18 protein-coding genes are annotated in these 17,687 nt (G+C 64.6%); 13 read left to right on the forward strand and 5 right to left on the reverse strand.

What is annotated here, in order from left to right; translation table 11 throughout:
• The 6 genes from F3J17_RS28570 to ptsP all read left to right on the forward strand — a co-directional run.
• Positions 1-1,272, forward strand: a 1,272-nt coding sequence (locus tag F3J17_RS28570) for an ammonium transporter (RefSeq protein ID WP_167067235.1), incomplete at its 5' end; no start/stop codon positions are given.
• A 459-nt stretch (positions 1,273-1,731) separates the two neighbouring features.
• Positions 1,732-3,021 (forward strand): glutamate--cysteine ligase, encoded by a 1,290-nt coding sequence (gshA, locus tag F3J17_RS28575; protein WP_167067238.1) that lies wholly within the window; start codon positions 1,732-1,734, stop codon positions 3,019-3,021.
• 119 nt (positions 3,022-3,140) lie between these two features.
• On the forward strand, positions 3,141-4,094 hold the full coding sequence (gene gshB, locus F3J17_RS28580) for a glutathione synthase (protein WP_167067241.1): 954 nt from the start codon (positions 3,141-3,143) through the stop codon (positions 4,092-4,094).
• Between the two features lie 407 nt (positions 4,095-4,501).
• Positions 4,502-5,089, forward strand: coding sequence for a PTS sugar transporter subunit IIA (locus tag F3J17_RS28585; protein WP_167067244.1), 588 nt, complete (start codon positions 4,502-4,504; stop codon positions 5,087-5,089).
• A gap of 147 nt (positions 5,090-5,236) precedes the next feature.
• Positions 5,237-5,506 (forward strand): HPr family phosphocarrier protein, encoded by a 270-nt coding sequence (locus tag F3J17_RS28590; protein WP_167067247.1) that lies wholly within the window; start codon positions 5,237-5,239, stop codon positions 5,504-5,506.
• A 272-nt stretch (positions 5,507-5,778) separates the two neighbouring features.
• Positions 5,779-7,518 (forward strand): phosphoenolpyruvate--protein phosphotransferase, encoded by a 1,740-nt coding sequence (gene ptsP, locus F3J17_RS28595; RefSeq protein ID WP_167067250.1) that lies wholly within the window; start codon positions 5,779-5,781, stop codon positions 7,516-7,518.
• 57 nt (positions 7,519-7,575) lie between these two features.
• Here the strand turns inward: ptsP and moeB are convergent, their stop codons facing one another.
• The 3 genes from moeB to gpmA form a co-directional block, all read right to left on the reverse strand.
• Positions 7,576-8,343, reverse strand: a complete 768-nt coding sequence (moeB, locus tag F3J17_RS28600; protein WP_167067253.1) for a molybdopterin-synthase adenylyltransferase MoeB — start codon at positions 8,341-8,343, stop codon at positions 7,576-7,578.
• A gap of 115 nt (positions 8,344-8,458) precedes the next feature.
• Positions 8,459-10,030 carry a S41 family peptidase gene (locus F3J17_RS28605; RefSeq protein WP_167067256.1) on the reverse strand — a complete coding sequence of 524 codons (1,572 nt, stop codon included), beginning with the start codon at positions 10,028-10,030 and terminating at the stop codon, positions 8,459-8,461.
• 362 nt (positions 10,031-10,392) lie between these two features.
• Positions 10,393-11,139, reverse strand: a complete 747-nt coding sequence (gene gpmA, locus F3J17_RS28610; RefSeq protein WP_167067259.1) for a 2,3-diphosphoglycerate-dependent phosphoglycerate mutase — start codon at positions 11,137-11,139, stop codon at positions 10,393-10,395.
• Between the two features lie 215 nt (positions 11,140-11,354).
• On the opposite strand from gpmA, the gene F3J17_RS28615 reads away from it, so the two are divergent.
• The 5 genes from F3J17_RS28615 to F3J17_RS28635 all read left to right on the forward strand — a co-directional run bounded on the left by F3J17_RS28615 (position 11,355) and on the right by F3J17_RS28635 (position 14,330).
• Positions 11,355-11,780 carry a rhodanese-like domain-containing protein gene (locus F3J17_RS28615; RefSeq protein WP_167067262.1) on the forward strand — a complete coding sequence of 142 codons (426 nt, stop codon included), beginning with the start codon at positions 11,355-11,357 and terminating at the stop codon, positions 11,778-11,780.
• On the forward strand, positions 11,777-12,040 hold the full coding sequence (gene grxC / locus F3J17_RS28620) for a glutaredoxin 3 (protein ID WP_027815727.1): 264 nt from the start codon (positions 11,777-11,779) through the stop codon (positions 12,038-12,040). Before F3J17_RS28615 ends, grxC begins: the two co-directional genes overlap by 4 nt.
• A 206-nt stretch (positions 12,041-12,246) precedes the next feature.
• Positions 12,247-12,711 (forward strand): protein-export chaperone SecB, encoded by a 465-nt coding sequence (gene secB / locus F3J17_RS28625; RefSeq protein ID WP_167067265.1) that lies wholly within the window; start codon positions 12,247-12,249, stop codon positions 12,709-12,711.
• A 50-nt stretch (positions 12,712-12,761) separates the two neighbouring features.
• Positions 12,762-13,760 carry an NAD(P)H-dependent glycerol-3-phosphate dehydrogenase gene (locus F3J17_RS28630; RefSeq protein ID WP_167067268.1) on the forward strand — a complete coding sequence of 333 codons (999 nt, stop codon included), beginning with the start codon at positions 12,762-12,764 and terminating at the stop codon, positions 13,758-13,760.
• A gap of 45 nt (positions 13,761-13,805) precedes the next feature.
• Positions 13,806-14,330 carry an O-acetyl-ADP-ribose deacetylase gene (locus F3J17_RS28635; protein ID WP_167067271.1) on the forward strand — a complete coding sequence of 175 codons (525 nt, stop codon included), beginning with the start codon at positions 13,806-13,808 and terminating at the stop codon, positions 14,328-14,330.
• A gap of 15 nt (positions 14,331-14,345) precedes the next feature.
• Here the strand turns inward: F3J17_RS28635 and trmL are convergent, their stop codons facing one another.
• Together trmL and F3J17_RS28645 are read right to left on the reverse strand one after the other, a co-directional pair.
• The gene (trmL, locus tag F3J17_RS28640) at positions 14,346-14,816 is read right to left on the reverse strand and encodes a tRNA (uridine(34)/cytosine(34)/5-carboxymethylaminomethyluridine(34)-2'-O)-methyltransferase TrmL (protein WP_167067274.1); all 471 of its coding nucleotides are present in this window, start codon (positions 14,814-14,816) and stop codon (positions 14,346-14,348) included.
• Positions 14,817-14,860: 44 nt separating this feature from the next.
• Positions 14,861-15,721, reverse strand: coding sequence for a ComF family protein (locus tag F3J17_RS28645; RefSeq protein ID WP_167067277.1), 861 nt, complete (start codon positions 15,719-15,721; stop codon positions 14,861-14,863).
• Positions 15,722-15,904: 183 nt separating this feature from the next.
• On the opposite strand from F3J17_RS28645, the gene F3J17_RS28650 reads away from it, so the two are divergent.
• Both F3J17_RS28650 and F3J17_RS28655 read left to right on the forward strand, forming a co-directional pair.
• Positions 15,905-16,891: a methyltransferase domain-containing protein gene (locus tag F3J17_RS28650; protein WP_167067280.1), complete on the forward strand. Its 987-nt coding sequence runs from the start codon at positions 15,905-15,907 to the stop codon at positions 16,889-16,891.
• 274 nt (positions 16,892-17,165) lie between these two features.
• Positions 17,166-17,642, forward strand: coding sequence for a DUF2244 domain-containing protein (locus F3J17_RS28655; RefSeq protein ID WP_103702465.1), 477 nt, complete (start codon positions 17,166-17,168; stop codon positions 17,640-17,642).
• The last annotated feature ends 45 nt before the right edge of the window (positions 17,643-17,687 follow it).

A 17,687-nucleotide genomic window follows, 5' to 3' on the forward strand; every position in this document is an offset into this window, starting at 1 on the left:
GCCGCTGCGGCCGCGCCCGCTGCACCGACCGCGCCGTTCTCGGTCGATTCGTCGAAGATCAATTCGGGCGACACCGCGTGGATGCTGACCTCCACCGCGCTCGTGCTGTTCATGACGATCCCGGGCCTCGCGCTCTTCTACGGTGGCATGGTCCGCAAGAAGAACGTGCTCGCGACGCTCATGCAGAGCTTCGCCATCACCTGCGTCGTCACGGTGATCTGGACGGTGGTGGGCTACTCGCTGGCCTTCACGCCGGGCAATTCGTTCATCGGCGGCTTCTCGCGCGTCTTCCTTGAAGGCATGAACTACATCAAGGGCGACAAGGCGACCACGCTGACCGTGAGCCATCTGGCCACGACGATTCCGGAGACCGTGTACTTCGTCTATCAGATGACGTTCGCGATCATCACGCCGGCGCTCATCACCGGTGCGTTCGCTGACCGCATGAAGTTCTCGGCGATGCTGGTGTTCATGTCGCTCTGGTCGATCATCGTCTACTCGCCGATCGCCCACATGGTCTGGGAGCCGACCGGCTGGCTGGCAAGCGCAGGCATCCTCGACTTCGCAGGCGGCACGGTGGTGCACATCAACGCCGGTATCGCCGGTCTGGTGTGCTGCCTGGTGCTCGGCAAGCGTATCGGTTATGGCCGCGAAGTCATGGCGCCGCACAACCTGGTCCTCACGCTGATCGGCGCGGCCATGCTGTGGGTGGGCTGGTTCGGCTTCAACGCAGGTTCGGCAGTCGCGGCTGATGGCCGTGCCGGTTTCGCCATGCTCACGACGCAAGTCGCCACGGCATGCGCGGCGCTTGGCTGGATGTTCGCGGAGTGGATCGCCAAGGGCAAGCCGTCGGTGCTCGGTATCGCTTCGGGCGCAGTGGCAGGTCTGGTTGCAGTGACGCCGGCTTCGGGTTTCGTCGGCGTGATGGGCGCGATCGTGATTGGCGTGGTGGCCGGCGTGGTCTGCTTCTGGTCGGCGACGTGGCTCAAGCACAAGTTCGGCTATGACGACTCGCTCGACGCATTCGGCGTGCACGGCATCGGCGGCATCATCGGCGCCATCCTGACCGGCGTGTTCGCGGTCAAGGACATCGGCGGCGCGGACGGCAGCGTGATCCTGCAGGTCAAGGGCGTGCTCACGACCCTCATCTACAGCGGCGTGGTGAGCTTCGTCCTGCTGAAGGTGATCGACATGGTGATGGGCCTGCGCGTGACGGAAGAAGAAGAACGCGAAGGTCTCGACGTGATCCTCCACGGCGAGCGCGTCGAATAAATCAAGAGTGTGAGTTGGCACGGGGAAGCAGCAACGCAGTAATGCAGTAATGCAGTAGCAGCAAGCGAAGTGGCATTACCTGGAGCACAGCGACTTGGGCCCGCCTTTACCGGCGGGCCCTTTCTTTTTGGGCGTGCGCCTTGCGAAGCGGGAATAAGACGGGCGCTCATGCGTTACCCAGCTGTTATGGCCAGGTTGACCCTTCATTCCGTACGGCGCCATTGCATTCGATGGTGCGCGCGGTTCAGAATGGTTATTCGATGTGGATAACGGGGGCAGTTCCGGCCAGAACGGGGTGGCCGACGGCCGGATTCGCGACTAACTGCAAGATAACTGCGAGATAACCGCGAGTAACCCTATGGAATGTAAGGGGAAACATCTTGTAACCGGCGCAATCGTCCCCAGTTAAGCTCCCGGTTTTCCTACAATCAATCAGCTTTTGTCCGCGAGTAATACCTTATGGTCCCGCATCTGGTTACGGCGTTGAACGGCCCGCTCCTTGAGCTGGAGCAGCGCATCCTCGACGCGACGCCGGCCATCGAGCGCTGGTTCCGCCTCGAATGGCAGGAGCACACGCCGCCGTTCTACGCGTCGGTGGACCTGCGCAATGCGGGCTTCAAGCTCGCGCCGGTCGACACCAACCTCTTTCCTGGCGCCTTCCATTGCCTGCCGATGGAAGTGCTGCCGCTCGCCGTGCAGGCCGCCATGGCCGCCGTCGAGAAGATCTGCCCGGACGCCAAGAATCTGCTCGTGATTCCCGAGCAGCACACGCGCAACGCCTTCTACCTCGAAAACGTCGCGCGGCTGGCGACCATCATGCGTCAGGCCGGCCTGAACGTGCGCTTCGGCACCTTCGATGAAAACATCGCAGGGCCGGTCACGATCTCGCTGGCGGACGGCCAGAAGATCGTGCTGGAGCCGCTTGAGCGCTCGCAGCGCCGTCTCGGCCTGAAGAATTTCGATCCGTGTTCGATTCTGCTGAACAACGATCTGTCGGGCGGCATTCCGCCGGTGCTCGAAAATCTGCACGAGCAATACCTGCTGCCGCCGCTGCACGCCGCCTGGGCCGTGCGCCGCAAGTCGACGCACTTCTCCTGCTATGACGACGTGGCGAAGAAGTTCGCCAAGATGGTCGGCGTCGATCCGTGGATGATCAACCCGTACTTCGCGCACGTGGAAAACGTCGATTTCGAGGCGCGCACGGGCGAGGAGCAACTGGCGACGTCGATTGACGCGGTGCTCAAGAAGATCGCGAAGAAGTATCGCGAATACGGCATCACCGAAAAGCCCTACGTGGTCATCAAGTCCGACGCCGGCACCGACGGCCGCGGCGTGATGACGGTGCACGACGCCTCCGAGGTCGCCGCACTCACCAAGCGCGAACGTGCGAAGATGTCGGCCACGAAGGACGGGCTGGAAGTGCGCGACGTCATCGTGCAGGAAGGCGTGTACACGTTCGAGCACATCGGCGACGAAGTGGCGGAACCGGTCGTCTACATGATCGACCGCTACGTGGTGGGCGGCTTCTACCGCGCGCACGGCAGCCGCGAGCGCGACCAGAACCTGAATGCGCCGGGCATGCACTTCGTGCCGCTGGGCTTCGAGCACACCGCGTTGCCGGACACGCGCGCGAAGCCGGGCGCCGCGCCGCCGAACCGCTTCTACATGTACGGCGTGGTGGCGCGTCTTGGGCTGCTGGCGGCGTCGGTCGAGCTGGAAAAGACCGACCCCGAGGCGATCCAGGTTTGATGCTGGCAACGCTGGCATCAAGCCGATAAAAACTTCATGCTGCGCCCGCCCCGAGCGGGCGCAGTCGTCATCAAGGCCGGAGATTTCCGGCACAACATCCAATTTGCTGCAGGGACGACATGGACATTCTCTTCATCGCCGATCCGCTTGAGCGGTTCAAGATCTACAAGGATTCGACCTACGCGATGATGGCCGAGGCCGCGAAGCGCGGTCACACGCTCTACGCGTGCGAGCCGCAGCACCTCGCCTGGGTGAACGGCCAGGTCGAAGCCGATGTGCGGCGCTTCGAGATCGTCGGCGATACGGCGGACCTGCATCGCGAGACCTGGTTCAAGGACTCGCCCGATTCCCGCGCGCTGACCGGCTTCGACGCCGTCATCATGCGCAAGGACCCGCCGTTCGACATGGAGTACGTCACGTCGACGTGGCTGCTGGAAATCGCCGAGCGCGCGGGCGCGAAGATCTTCAACAAGCCGCAGGCGATCCGCGACCATTCGGAAAAGCTCGCCATCGGCGAATTCGCGCAGTTCGTCGCGCCCACGCTGGTGACGCGCGACGCCGCACGCCTGCGCAAATTCCACGAAGAGCACCAGGACGTGATCCTCAAGCCGCTCGACGGCATGGGCGGCATGGGCGTGTTCCGCGTCAAGGCGGACGGCATGAACCTCGGCTCGATCATCGAAATGCTGAGCCACGACGGCGCGCGCAGCGTGATGGCGCAGAAATTCATCCCCGAAATCAAGGCCGGCGACAAGCGCATTCTGCTGATTGGCGGCGAGCCGGTGCCGTATTCGCTCGCGCGCATTCCGCAGGGCAACGAGGTGCGCGGCAACCTGGCGGCGGGCGGTCTGGGCGTGGCGCAACCGCTGACGGCGCGCGATCTGGAGATCGCGAAGACGCTGGGCCCGAAGCTGCTCGAACGCGGGCTGCTGCTGGTGGGGCTCGATGCAATCGGCGACTGGCTCACCGAGGTCAACGTGACCAGCCCGACGTGCTTCCGCGAAATCATGGAGCAGACCGGCTTCGACGTGGCGGCGATGTTCATCGACGCGCTGGAGCGCGCGGCGGCCTGAGCGCGGCCACGCTCACGCCATCGCGACCAAAAACGGCTATAAATCGGTTGAGGACTTCCTCGAACGGCGGCGGCGGGGCGCTTCAGGCGCTTGATTCCCGCCGCCGCGGCAGCATCTTCCTGTTGTGGATGCGCCTTGGCGTGCTGCGAGGCACAAAACCTGCGCATCGGTAAGAGGAAACGAGAGGAAAATGCGGGCGTGAACCGCGTGCAAAACCGCATGGTCGGCACGAAAATGACCCTGCTACAATGCCGCGAGCCCGCGACTGGTTTTTGCGCTACAGCAAACTCCAGCGCATGTTCCGACCCTGATGGCCCACGGCTGGCCGCAGGTCGGCGCTGTCGGACGCGATCTTCGGAGATCGGCCCAAGGCATCAACCGAAGCCGTTATTTGTAGTCACGCTGACATGGCAGGGATTCTGATCATCGCTCACGCACCGCTCGCTACTGCGCTGCGCGAATGTATTGCCCATATCTACGGCGGCTGTCCGGCGCGCATCGGCGCTCTGGACGTGCTGCCCGACAGCGACCCCGCTGTGGTCGTCGCCCAGGCGAACGCCGAAATCGAGCGCCTGCGCGAGGAAAACGGGGCGCTCGTGCTGACCGACATGTTCGGCGCCACACCTTCCAACATCGCCGCGCGGCTTGCGACGGTGCCTCAGGTGAGGGTGCTGGCGGGCGTCAATCTGCCGATGCTGGTGCGCGCGGTCTGCTACCGCGCGACGCCGCTCGACACGCTGGTCGAAAAGGCGCTGGCGGGTGCGAGCAAGGGCGTCCAGCCCATCGGCCCGAGCACGCCGCCGCCCAGTAACGACTGCGGCTGCGCGCCGACGCCCTGCGCGGAAGCCGCATCCGAAGCCGTGGCGAAGGCGGCAGTGAGCGCCGCTGCGGCAAGCAGCGCGGCCCAGGCGGCGAGCGCTGCAAGCACGGCCAGCACCACGAGCGCTGCGTCCGCAGCACCGGCGATGGCGTTCAAGCCTGCCGGCACGGCCTGAGCCGGATCAACGCGGCTTGGGCGCACCACAATCAGCAAGCCCCCGGCGCACGCTCACGCGCGTGCCCGGACGCGCAGCGCGCGTTTCTTGCGCGCGCGACGCACAATCTCACCGCACCACTCCAACACACTGCGCCTGGATCGACCTATGCTTCAACAAGAAACGACCATCGTGAACAAACTTGGCCTGCATGCGCGCGCGTCGGCGAAGCTGACGCAACTGGCGGGCAATTACCAGTCGGAAATCTGGATGAGCCGCAATGGCCGCCGGATCAACGCCAAGAGCATCATGGGCGTGATGATGCTGGCGGCGGGCATCGGCAGTACGGTGCTGATCGAGACCGAAGGCCCGGACGAGTCCGACGCCATGAGCGCACTGCTCAAGCTGATCGCCGATAAGTTCGGCGAAGGCCAGTAAGCGCTTCCTGCGCAGCCTTCCCTGTTATGCCCAACGCCGCGTTTCGACGCGGCGTTTTTCGTTGCCGCCACGGCTAGCGCGAACCCACGCAGGTCGACGCCTGCGCCGGACTTCATGGTGCGCCGCAAAACCTTGCCAGACGGCGATTTTCAGGGTTTTCAGATGGGTTCGATAGAACATCTGCACGCGACGGAATTTATAATGAGCGCCGGGGTCAGAGAGAGCGCATTGCAGCGGTTTGCCGCGGCATCACATAACCAGAGGAGGTGCGCGTGCCGTTCACGCTGCATGGAATTCCCGTATCACGCGGTATCGCCATCGGGCGGGCGTATCTGATCGCGCCGGCTGCGCTCGACGTCGACCACTATCTGGTGGAACTCGCGCAGATCGAAGACGAAATCGGGCGCTTCCGGGCCGCGCTCAAGCTCGTCGAGCAGGAGCTCGACACGCTGCGCGCCGACCTCGCCGCCGACGCTCCCAGCGAAATGGGCGCGTTCATCGGCGTCCACCTCATGATCCTGAACGACGTGATGCTCGTGCAGGAGACCATCGACCTCATCCGCACGCGCCGCTTCAACGTGGAGTGGGCGCTCACCGAACAGCTCGAACGCCTGTCGCGTCACTTCGACGATGTCGAAGACGAATACCTGCGCGAGCGCAAGGCCGACATCGAGCAGGTGGTCGAGCGCGTGCTCAAGGCGCTCGCGGGCGCGTCGCCGCCGACGCTGCACGGCAGCTGCGACGAGATGATCGTGGTGGCGCACGACATCGCGCCCGCCGACATGCTGCAGTTCAAGGGGCAAACGTTCCAGGGCTTCGTCACCGATCTGGGCGGGCGCACCTCGCATACGGCGATCGTCGCGCGCAGCCTGGGCATTCCGGCGGCCGTGGGCGTCCAGCAGGCCAGTTCGCTGATTCGTCAGGACGATCTCATCATCGTCGACGGCGATCACGGTGTGGTGATCGTCGATCCCGCGCCCATCGTGCTGGAGGAGTACACCTACCGCCAGAGCGAGATGGCGCTTGAGCGGCGCAAGCTGCAGCGCCTCAAGTTCTCCCCCACGCAGACGCTGTGCGGCGCCAAGATCCAGCTCTACGCCAACATCGAGTTACCCGAAGATGCGCAGGCCGCGCTCGATTCGGGCGCGACCGGCGTGGGCCTGTTCCGCACTGAATTCCTCTTCATGAATCACAAGGACCAGTTGCCGGAAGAGGACGAGCAGTTCGAAGCCTACAAGCGCGCGGCCCAGCTAATGAACGGCCTGCCCGTGACGATCCGCACCATCGACGTGGGCGCGGACAAGCCGCTCGACGCCATGACCGCCGCCGACGGCTACGAGACCGCCGCGAACCCGGCGCTGGGACTACGCGCGATCCGCTGGAGTCTGTCAGAGCCGCAGATGTTCCTCACGCAGTTGCGCGCGATCCTGCGCGCCTCGGCGTTCGGCACGGTCAAGATCCTGATTCCGATGCTTGCGCACGCACAGCAGATCGACCAGACGCTCGATCTGATCCGCGAAGCGAAGCGTCAGCTCGACGATGCGGGGCTCGCCTACGATCCCAACATCCAGGTGGGCGCGATGATCGAGATTCCGGCGGCGGCGCTGGCGTTGCCGATGTTCCTGCGGCGGCTGGACTTCCTCTCGATCGGTACCAACGATCTGATCCAGTACACGCTCGCCATCGATCGCGCCGATAACGCCGTGGCCGATCTCTACGATCCGTTGCATCCGGCCGTGCTGCAGCTCATTTCGCACACGCTGCGCGAGGCCAAGCGCGCGGGCGTGCCGGTGTCGGTGTGCGGGGAGATGGCGGGCGATCCGCAGCTCACGCGTTTGCTGCTGGGCATGGGACTCACCGAGTTCTCGATGCATCCCAGCCAGTTGCTGGTGGTGAAGCAGGAGATTCTGCGCTCGCAGTTGAAGGCGCTGGAGAAGCCGGTGGCCGATGTGCTCGCGGCCTATGAGCCTGAGGAGCTTGAAGCGGCGCTTGGGCGTTTGACGCAAGCCTGAGCGCGGTGAATCAAAGCGTTGCGAAGTGAAAAGCCCCGGCGTGCCGGGGCTTTTTCTTTATGCGTGCCGCTTGACGTTTCGTTCTGCGCAAACCGGGCAATCGGGCTGACGCGCGATGCGCATCGTGTTCCATTCCATGCGCAGCGAGTCGAGCATCATCAGCCGCCCCACCAGCGGCGTGCCGATTTCGCCGATCACGCGCAGCGCTTCCGCTGCCTGCATCGCGCCGATGATGCCCACCGTCGGCGCGAACACGCCCATGGTCGAGCACGCGACTTCCTCGAAGGGCTGATCTTCAGGGAACACGCAGGCGTAGCAGGGCGAAGTTTCGTCGCGGAAATCGAAGGTGCTGATCTGGCCGTCGAAGCGCAGCGCCGCGCCCGATACGAGCGGCACGCCATGCTTCACGCAGGCGCGGTTGATCGCGTGGCGCGTGGCGAAGTTGTCGGTGCAGTCGAGCACCACGTTCATCTTCGGCACGTGTTCGTCGAGCCATGCGTCGTCGATGCGCGCGGCGACGGCGTTCACCTTCACTTCGGGATTCAGGCGCGCGATGGCGTCGCGGCCCGACTCCACTTTTGCGCGGCCGACCGAGGCCGTCTCGTGCATGATCTGCCGCTGCAGATTGGTGAGATCGACCGTGTCGTTGTCGACGAGGGTGAGCGTGCCCACGCCCGACGCCGCCAGATACATGGCTGCTGGCGAGCCCAGGCCGCCCGCGCCGATCACGAGCGCATGCGCGTCGAGAAAGCGCTGCTGCGCCTCGATGCCGATCTCGTCGACGAGAATATGGCGGGAATAGCGGAGGAGTTGGTCGTCGTTCATCGATGCGCACGCCGGAAGTTCAGGCCGTCATTGTAACGGCGCTGCGGTAAACGGCCTCGCGGCCCCTGGCGCATTGAGCGCGAGGGGCCGCGAGGCAGGTACTACGGAGCGTGGCTTACTTCGCCGGAGCCGAGGCCGGAACCGGCGTCGATGCGCCCGGCACGGCCGAAGCCGACGGCTTCACCGCGATCGGCGCCGAAGCGGATGCAGGCGGCTTCGCTTGCGCGAGGCGGCGCTCCATCGGCGACTTCGATTCCGTCACCGGCTTGCCTTGCAGCTTGTTGAGCGCCTGCTGGAGCATGAAGTCGTCGGTCGAACCGAACTCGACCGGCTTGCGGTCGCGATCCTTCTGGCGCTGTTCCGGCGTCTTCTTGTCGTTCTGCTCTTCAAGCTGACGCAGCATGTCCATGCGCTCCTGCTCGCGCAGATCCTGCTCCTTCTTCTCGTCCGGATCCTGCGTGTTCGCAAGGTGGTTCGAGTAGTCGACTTCGCGCGTGACGAGTGCGTCGTCCGGATCGCCATCGGCGTATTGATCGACCGCAACGTCAGGACGGATGCCCTTGTTCTGGATCGAACGGCCGCTCGGCGTGTAGTAGTACGCCGTGGTCAGACGCAGTGCCGTGTCGGCCGTCATCGGACGCACCGTCTGCACCGAACCCTTGCCGAACGTGGTCTTGCCGATGATGAGCGCACGCTTCTGGTCCTGCAGCGCGCCCGCGACGATTTCCGATGCCGACGCCGAGTAGGCGTTGGTCAGCACGATCATCGGCACGGTCTTGAACTCGGCCGCTTCGCCCTTGAGCGGATCGCCATCGAACGACGGCAGGCGGTAGTTCTCGTAGTTGTCGCGATAGACCTGCTTGGAATCCGGGATCTGGCCGTTGGTGGACACGACCACCGAATCCGCCGGCAGGAACGCGCCCGCAACGCCGACCGCGCTCTGCAGCAGACCGCCGCCGTTGTTGCGCAGGTCGAGGATGAGGCCCTTGAGGTTCGGCTCCTGACGCGCGATGTCCTGCAGCTTGGCCGCGAGGTCAGGCGTGGTGCGTTCCTGGAAGCTCGTGATGCGGATGTACGCGTAGCCCGGCGCGAGGATCTTCGACTTCACGCTCTGCACCTTGATGATGGCGCGCGTAATCGTGAGCGGGAAGGTGCGGTCGTCGGTCTTGCGGAAGATCGTCAGCGTGACCTTGGTGCCCGGGTCGCCGCGCATCTGCTTGACCGCCTGGTCGAGCGTCATGCCGCGCACGGGCTTGTCGTTGATGCGCGTGATCAGGTCGCCCGGACGGATGCCGGCGCGGAATGCGGGCGTGTCTTCGATGGGCGAGATGACCTTGATCAGGCCGTCTTCCGAGGAGATCTCGATGCCGAGGCCCGCGAAGCGGCCCTTGGTCTGTTCCTGGAGTTCCTGGTAGTCGGTCTTGTCGAGATACGACGAGTGCGGGTCGAGGCTCGACACCATGCCCTTGATGGCAGCGGTGAGGAGCTTCTTGTCGTCGACCGGCGTGACGTACTCATGCTTGATCTGGCCGAACACTTCGGCGAAGAGCCGGAGCTGGTCGAGCGGCAACGGCTCGATCACGGTTTGCTGGGTCTGCTGCGCCGAGGCGGAAATTTGCAGGGTGGCAAAGACGCCGGTCGCGAGGCCAGCGGCGATCAGGCCGATATTTTTAAGGTTCTTTCGCATAGAGGTTGTTGCGTGCGGTCGAAAGGCGCGTGGCAGCGTCTAATGGAAAAGCGACGGACAAGTATAACTGCACACTCGGCCGCCCTGTGTATAAGGCGCGATGAAGGGACGAACGTTGCGGGTTCGACAGTCTGAACGCGAGCCAGTTCGCAAGTCGCGTGCCGCAAAGCCTTGCTGGGCGCGGGACTGGCGGGAGCGTGACGGGAGGCTGGCAGGTCTGCCAGACAGAGGCGCAAAAATGCGGAGGAAGACGGGATGCGCGCGACGGGCCGTTGCGCGCGGGTATCGCGCGGGTATACGACCGGCCCCGGGCAGCAAAGCTCAGGGCCGGTGAAGTCGACGGACGACAGGAAAAGATGGGCTTACGCCTTCTTGCCCTGGTTCGCCACGGCGGCTTGCGCTGCGGCGATGGCGTCGGCGTCGCCCAGGTAGTAATGCGTGATGGGTTTGAGGTTCTCGTCCAGTTCATAGACGAGCGGCACGCCGTTCGGAATGTTCAGGCCGACGATGTCGGTGTCCGAAATGCCGTCGAGGTACTTCACGAGTGCGCGGATCGAGTTGCCGTGCGCGGCGATCACGATCTTCTTGCCTGCCTTGATGGCCGGTGCGATCGACTCGTTCCACAGCGGCAGCACGCGCGCCACGGTGTCCTTCAGGCATTCCGTGAGCGGCAGCTCCTCGCGCGGCACCTTGGCGTAGCGCGGGTCGTTGTAGGCCGTGCGGTCGTCGGTCGGCTCCAGTGCGGGCGGCGGCGTGTCGTAGCTGCGGCGCCAGACCAGAACCTGTTCGTCGCCGTATTTGGCGGCGGTTTCGGCCTTGTTCAGACCCGAAAGCGCGCCATAGTGGCGCTCGTTCAGGCGCCACGAGTGGACCACGGGCAGGTACATCTGGTCCATCTGATCCTGAACGTGCCAGAGCGTGCGGATCGCGCGCTTGAGCACCGAGGTGTAGGCGATGTCGAACGAGTAGCCCGATGCCTTGAGCAGCTGGCCGGCCTGCTGGGCTTCGCGGTTGCCCTGTTCGGTCAGGTCGACGTCCACCCAGCCGGTGAAGCGGTTTTCCTTGTTCCAGGTCGATTCGCCGTGGCGGATGAGTACGAGTTTGTACATGTGGATGACGGTCGGTAGTGAGGGAAGCGGTAATCGGGGACGGGGAACGTCGGTGATACGCGCCGGCGTACAACTACCTGGCGAACGCTGCCCGGTCCAGCGGGTTGCGGCCTGGGCTCTTGGGGCGGCAACCCTGCGACAAACGGTTATTTTATAATGAGCGGATTGTCTGAACTGGATTTCCCTCGATTTCTCTTTTTTCCGGCGGCTCATCCGTGACGTTCTTTACCAATTACATCAACCTTGTACTCATCGCGATCGTCCTCATCTCAGGAGGGTTGCTCCTGTGGCCGACGCTTAAGCGCGGTGGCCGCGGCGGTATTTCCGCTGCCGAAGCGACGCAGATGATCAACCGCCGCAACGCGGTGGTGATCGACGTGCGTTCGGCCGACGAATTCGCCAAGGGCCATCTGCCCGCTGCCCGCCACCTGCCGTTTGGCGAGTTGCAGGGCAAGGTCGCGCAGTTCGTCAAGAACAAGAGCAACCCGGTGTTGCTGGTCTGCCAGACGGGCCAGCAGTCGCACAAGGCCGCGAGCCTCGTGAAAGAAGCCGGTTTTGCCGAAGTCCATGTGCTGGACGGCGGCGTCAACGCCTGGCAGCAGGCCGGTATGCCGGTCGTGAAACAAGGAGGTTCGAAGTGAGCAAGGTTGTCATGTACAGCACCCAGGTGTGCCCGTATTGCCAGATGGCCGAACGTCTTTTAAAGTCGCGCGGCGTCGAACATATCGAGAAAGTGCTGATCGACCGGGACCCGGCGCGGCGCGAAGAAATGATGACGCGCACCGGCCGTCGCACCGTGCCGCAGGTTTTCATCGGCGAGACGCATGTGGGCGGTTACGATGACCTTTCCGCGCTCGACCGCGCCGGCGGCCTGATGCCGCTGCTCGAAGCGGCAGCATAAAGGCCCCCAGGCGGCGCTCTCGCGCGTCGCCACGTTTTTCGCCCGTGCGGGCCAGCCAGGCGCGCGCGGGCTTGTTGTCGCTTGTTGCTGTCATTGCTGCTCATTGCGGCTGCGCAGCGGTGTTTCGAGATTGTCCGATTTCCGGCAACGCGAAGCGTCGCAATACTGTGCAACTGCAACTCCATTTAATCAGGAAGCCAAACACCATGTCTGACGAGAATAACCAGCCGTTCTTCAACATCCAGCGCATCTACCTCAAGGACCTTTCGCTGGAGCAGCCGAACTCGCCGGCCATCTTCCTCGAGCAGGACATGCCTTCCGTGGAAGTGGAAGTCGACGTCAAGGCCGAGCGCCTCGCGGAATCGGTGTTCGAAATCCTCGTGACCGGCACCGTCACCGCCAAGGTCAAGGAAAAGGTCGCTTTCCTGATCGAAGCCAAGCAAGCTGGCATTTTCGACATCCGCAACATCCCGGCTGAACAGGTCGACCCGCTGGTTGGCATCGCCTGCCCGACGATCCTGTTCCCGTACCTGCGCTCGAACATCGCCGACGCGATCACGCGTGCCGGCTTCCCCCCGATCCATCTGGCCGAAATCAACTTCCAGGCGCTCTACGAGCAACGCCTGCAGCAGCTCGCGCAGCAACAAGGCACGAGCAACGCCACGCATTGAGTGGTCGTTGATTGACAGCTGAAACCTCACAACCGGTGCGGAGTACTGGAATGAAAGTCGCCGTTCTCGGCGCCGGAGCGTGGGGCACCGCGCTGGCAGGGCATCTCGCCCAGGCGCACGACACATTGTTGTGGGCGCGCGATGGCGCGCTCGTCGACACATTGCGCAAGACGCACGAGAACGCCCGCTATCTCGCGGGCGTCTCGCTGCCGCAATCCCTCAAGTACGAAACCGATCTCGCCACCGCGCTCGAACACGCTTCGGGCGAGGCGGATCTGGTCGTGCTCGGCACCCCGGTCGCGGGTCTGCGCGACATGCTGCGCACCATGCGCGACATGGGCCGCGTGCCGGCGCACTTCGTCTGGCTCTGCAAGGGCTTCGAAGCCGATTCTCAACTCATGCCGCATCAGGTCGTGGCCGCCGAATTGCCCGATCACGCGAGCAACGGCGTGCTGTCCGGCCCGAGCTTCGCGCGCGAAGTGGGCGACGGTCTGCCCGTCGCGCTGACGGTGGCGAGCAGCAGCGCCGACTGCCGCGAGCGCACGCTCGCCGCCTTCCACCATCGCGCGATGCGCATCTATACCGGCGACGACGTCGTCGGCGTGGAAGTGGGCGGCGCGGTCAAGAACGTGCTGGCGATTGCCACGGGCATCTCCGACGGACTGGGCCTGGGCCTGAATGCGCGCGCGGCGCTCATCACGCGCGGCCTCGCGGAAATGACGCGGCTGGGCGCGGCGCTGGGCGGCCGCGCGGAAACCTTCACCGGTCTCACGGGACTCGGCGACCTGATTCTCACCGCGACGGGCGATCTGTCGCGCAACCGCACCGTGGGCAAGCAGCTCGCGAGCGGGCGTACGCTCGACGATATTCTTGGCGCGCTGGGCCATGTGGCCGAAGGCGTGCGCTGCGCGCGCGCCGTGGCGGCGATTGCGCGTGCGCATCAGATCGACATGCCGATCACCGAGGCGGTGTGCGATGTGCTGTTCGCGGGCGTCGCGCCGCGCGATGCAGTGAGCGCGCTGCTCAGGCGCGACGCGAAGGCGGAGTAGCGTCCCGGTTGGCGCTCCCAGCCTGACTATGCAAGGAGTGCCAGCATGCTGACCATCGGAAACTGCCGCATCGAAGCGCAAGTGGTGGACATCACCACGCTGCACGTCGATGCAATCGTGAATGCCGCCAATACGTCGCTGCTCGGCGGCGGTGGCGTGGATGGCGCGATCCACCGCGCGGCGGGCCCTGATCTGCTGCGCGAGTGCCGCGCCCTCAATGGCTGCCCGACCGGCGACGCCAAATCCACCGCCGGCTATCAACTCCCTGCAAAACATGTGATCCACACCGTCGGCCCCGTCTGGAACGGGGGCGGGCGCGACGAAGCCTTGCTGCTCGCTTCGTGCTACCGGCGTTCGCTGGAAGTGGCGCGCGACGCGGGCGTCAGAAGCATCGCGTTTCCGGCGATCAGTTGCGGCGTTTATCGCTTTCCGCCCGATGAGGCGGTGAAGATTGCGCTCGCAACGGTCGTCGACGGATTGGCCGCTTATCCGACGCTCGAACGCGTGATCTTTGCGTGTTTCGACGATGCGATGCTGACGCGTTACGAGCGCGAGATCGCCGCGCTCTGACGCCAGCCGCAGAGATTATTCGCCGCCTTCAAACCCCGCCTGACGCCACGCCTCAAACACCACCACTGCGACGGTGTTGGACAGATTCAGACTGCGGTTGTCAGGCCGCATCGGCAGGCGCACGCGCTGTTCGGGCGCGAAACGATCGAGCACCGCATCCGGCAGACCGCGCGTTTCCGCGCCGAACACGAACCAGTCACCCGGCAGGAAGGCGTGATCGTGAAAGCGGCCCGAGCCGCGCGTGGTGAACGCGAACATGCGCGCCGGATCGGGCGTTTCCTTAGCGAGGAACGCGTCCCAGTCGGCATGGACATTCATCTGCGCGTATTCGTGATAGTCGAGGCCGGCGCGGCGCAGCTTCGTGTCGTCGAGCGGGAAGCCAAGCGGCTCGATCAGATGCAGCCGCGCGCCCGTGTTGGCGCACAGGCGGATGACGTTGCCGGTGTTCGGCGGAATTTCCGGTTCGACGAGAACGACGTTAAACATGACGATAAAAACAGTAAAGAGAGCTTAAAAACGAAAAAGGCGCGTCAGTCTTTCGGCGTGCGCAAGGCGACGAAATTCGTCACGCGCCGCGCGCCTGCGGTCTTGAGCAGATGCGCGAGCGCGTCGAGCGTCGCGCCCGAGGTCATCACATCGTCGACTACGCCGATATGCAGACCGCTCAGCGCGTCGCCGTCATCCTTTAGCGCGAACGCACGGCCCACGTTGCGACGGCGCGTATCCCGGTCGAGCCGCGACTGCGCTGCGGTGTGCAGCGTGCGGCGCACCAGCGTGGCGTCGGCGCGCGTCCCGAGCGCCCGGGCCAGAGGTTTCGCGATCTGCCACGCCTGGTTATAGCCGCGCGCGATCAGGCGCTCGCGCGAGAGCGGCACCGGCACGATCAGCACGGGCGCATCGGCCGGGTCGAGCGCGTCGTCGGCCGCACGGGCGAGGCGGCGCGCGAATTCCTCCCCCAGCCCGAGGCGCGCCCCGAACTTCAGCCCGCGCGCCAGCGCGTCGAGCGGCGCGCGGTAGTCGGCCAGCGCGACGGTCGCGTCGAAGGCGGGCGGTGCTTTCGTGCAAACGTCACACCGAAGTTGTCCGCGATGCCGCCCTTGATGGCTGCGACTGCCGGAAAGCGGCAGCGCGCAGACCGCGCAGCGCAGCCGCGCCTCGTTCCAGTACGCCGCATCGCAGGCCGCGCAGAGCACCGAATCCCACTGCCGAAGGCCGCCGCGCGGGCGTGCCGCCGGGCTGCGCACCCCGAGCGAGCGTCGCGGCAAATTGCCGCATAATGGGCACGCACTGGGTAACAAAGTGGGTAAGTAGTTCGGTAGCAGATCCGACAGCACTAACTGGACGAGCCGCGGCCAACGCGCCTGCCCGTTCCGATAAGCGCGCATCGCCATGTTCTGGCAGGCGCGTCGCGGGACAGGCGACGGGTTGGACGTCGCTGAAGACGTCGTCGATTGCGGTACATCGGACGGCAATTCGGTCGGCGGCGGCATCGTAGGACGGCCCGAAGCGGGCGAGTGAACTGAAAGGACAGGAGTGAGCGAGTATACTTCGCAGACTTCGCCAATACGACCGACATGTCCCCGTCTCACCCCAGACCCGGCCGTCCGGCCTATGATCCGCGCTATCTGCAGCGGATTTTCGACCGCCGTGCGGCGACCTTCGATCAGGTCGCGTTCCTGCCGCGCGAAATTGCTGACCGCATGCGCGAGCGCCTCGAATACATCAAGGTAAGCCCCTCGTGCGTGCTCGACCTGGGCTGCGGCCCCGGTGACGATCTCCCCGCGCTGCGCGAACGCTTCCCGGAAGCGCCCGTGTTCGGCGCCGATCTCTCCTTCGCCATGCTGGAGCGCGCCCGCGCGCACGACGCGGGCGACACGAGCTGGCGGCGCTTCCTCCCGGCATCCATTGGACGCGCGCTCGGTTCGCGCGGGCCACGTTTCGCGCAGGCCGATTTCGCCGCGCTGCCGTTCGCGCACGGCGCGTTCGAGCTGCTGTGGTCGAATCTCGCGCTGCACTGGCATCCGCGCCCGGACCTCGTGTTCGGCGAATGGCAGCGCGTGCTCAAGGTGAACGGCCTGCTGATGTTCAGCACGCTCGGGCCCGATACGCTCAAGGAACTGCGCGGCGCCTACGCCGAAGTCGAGGCTGCGCACGGCGTGCCGATGCAGCCGCATGTGATCGATTTCGTCGATATGCACGATCTCGGCGACATGCTGGTCGAGAACGGTTTCGAGATTCCGGTGATGGATCAGGAAACGCTCACCGTCACCTACAAGACGCCCGAAAAGCTGCTCGCCGATGTGCGTCGCTGGGGCGCCTATCCGTTCTCGCGCAGCCTGGGTGCTGAGGATGAACCGGGCGCATCGCGCCGCCTGCATCGCGCGCTGCTGGCTGCGCTCGAAGCGCGCCGCCTGAGCGACGGGCCGAACGCCGGCACCATCCCGCTGACCTTCGAGATCATTTACGGACATGCGTGGAAAGCCGTGCCGCGCACCACTGCGGAAGGCCACGGCATCGTGCGGATCGAAGATATCGGCCGAGGTTCGGCAAGGAATCGGTGACGTAATAAGGGGGCTTTCGTTATGCCTGAAATTAGCGCCTGAAAAGCCCTCGAAATTTTATTGAAAAATCGCTGGAAGTCCCGTCAGTATTGGGTTTGCGGCCGATTGTGGCTTGCTTGTGGGGGCTTGGGATCGCGCCTATAATGCGTCGGTCTGCAGGCGGTGGGGCGGGATTCATTTCCGTGCAACGCCGCGGCGCCTCCAGATTCTCCCGCAGTTGTGCAAGGCGCAAAGCGGCGATAGTCTGAGGATGTTGCAGTGGGGGAAACGAGCGATGCAGACATCTGATCTGCTGGCGAGCCCGGAGCCGGTCCTCAAGGACTGGACGATGAAGCGCAATTGTTCGGTTTCGCCCAGGCAATTCGTGTTGTTCTATTTGTCGCTGGCGCTGGTCTCCATCGCGATCGCCGTTCTGCTGTTGATCCACGGCGCCTGGCTGGTTTTGCCGTTCACTGGCATCGATCTGTTGGTCGTTGGGGGCGCCTTCGCCATCTATGCGCGCCATGCTGTCGATTACGAACGAATCAGGCTTTATCCGAACCGGCTGGTGATCGAGCAGATGAGCGCCGACGCGCTCACGCAGTTCGAATTCAATCCCCGCTGGGTCCGGGTCGAGCCGGGCGCCACCCCACGCGACCCGGTGCGTCTCGTGTCCCGCGGCCAGGCGGTCGCTGTCGGGTTGCATTTGCCGCAGTATCGGCGTGCGCAGTTCGCGCGGGAACTGCGCTCGTGGCTTGCGCGCGCGATTTGAATGTTATGCGCGGCGTGAGTGAATCACGACGCGGCGTGTGCGCCC

It is taken from the genome of Burkholderia sp. Ax-1719 (assembly GCF_011753055.1).
GTDB lineage: Bacteria > Pseudomonadota > Gammaproteobacteria > Burkholderiales > Burkholderiaceae > Paraburkholderia.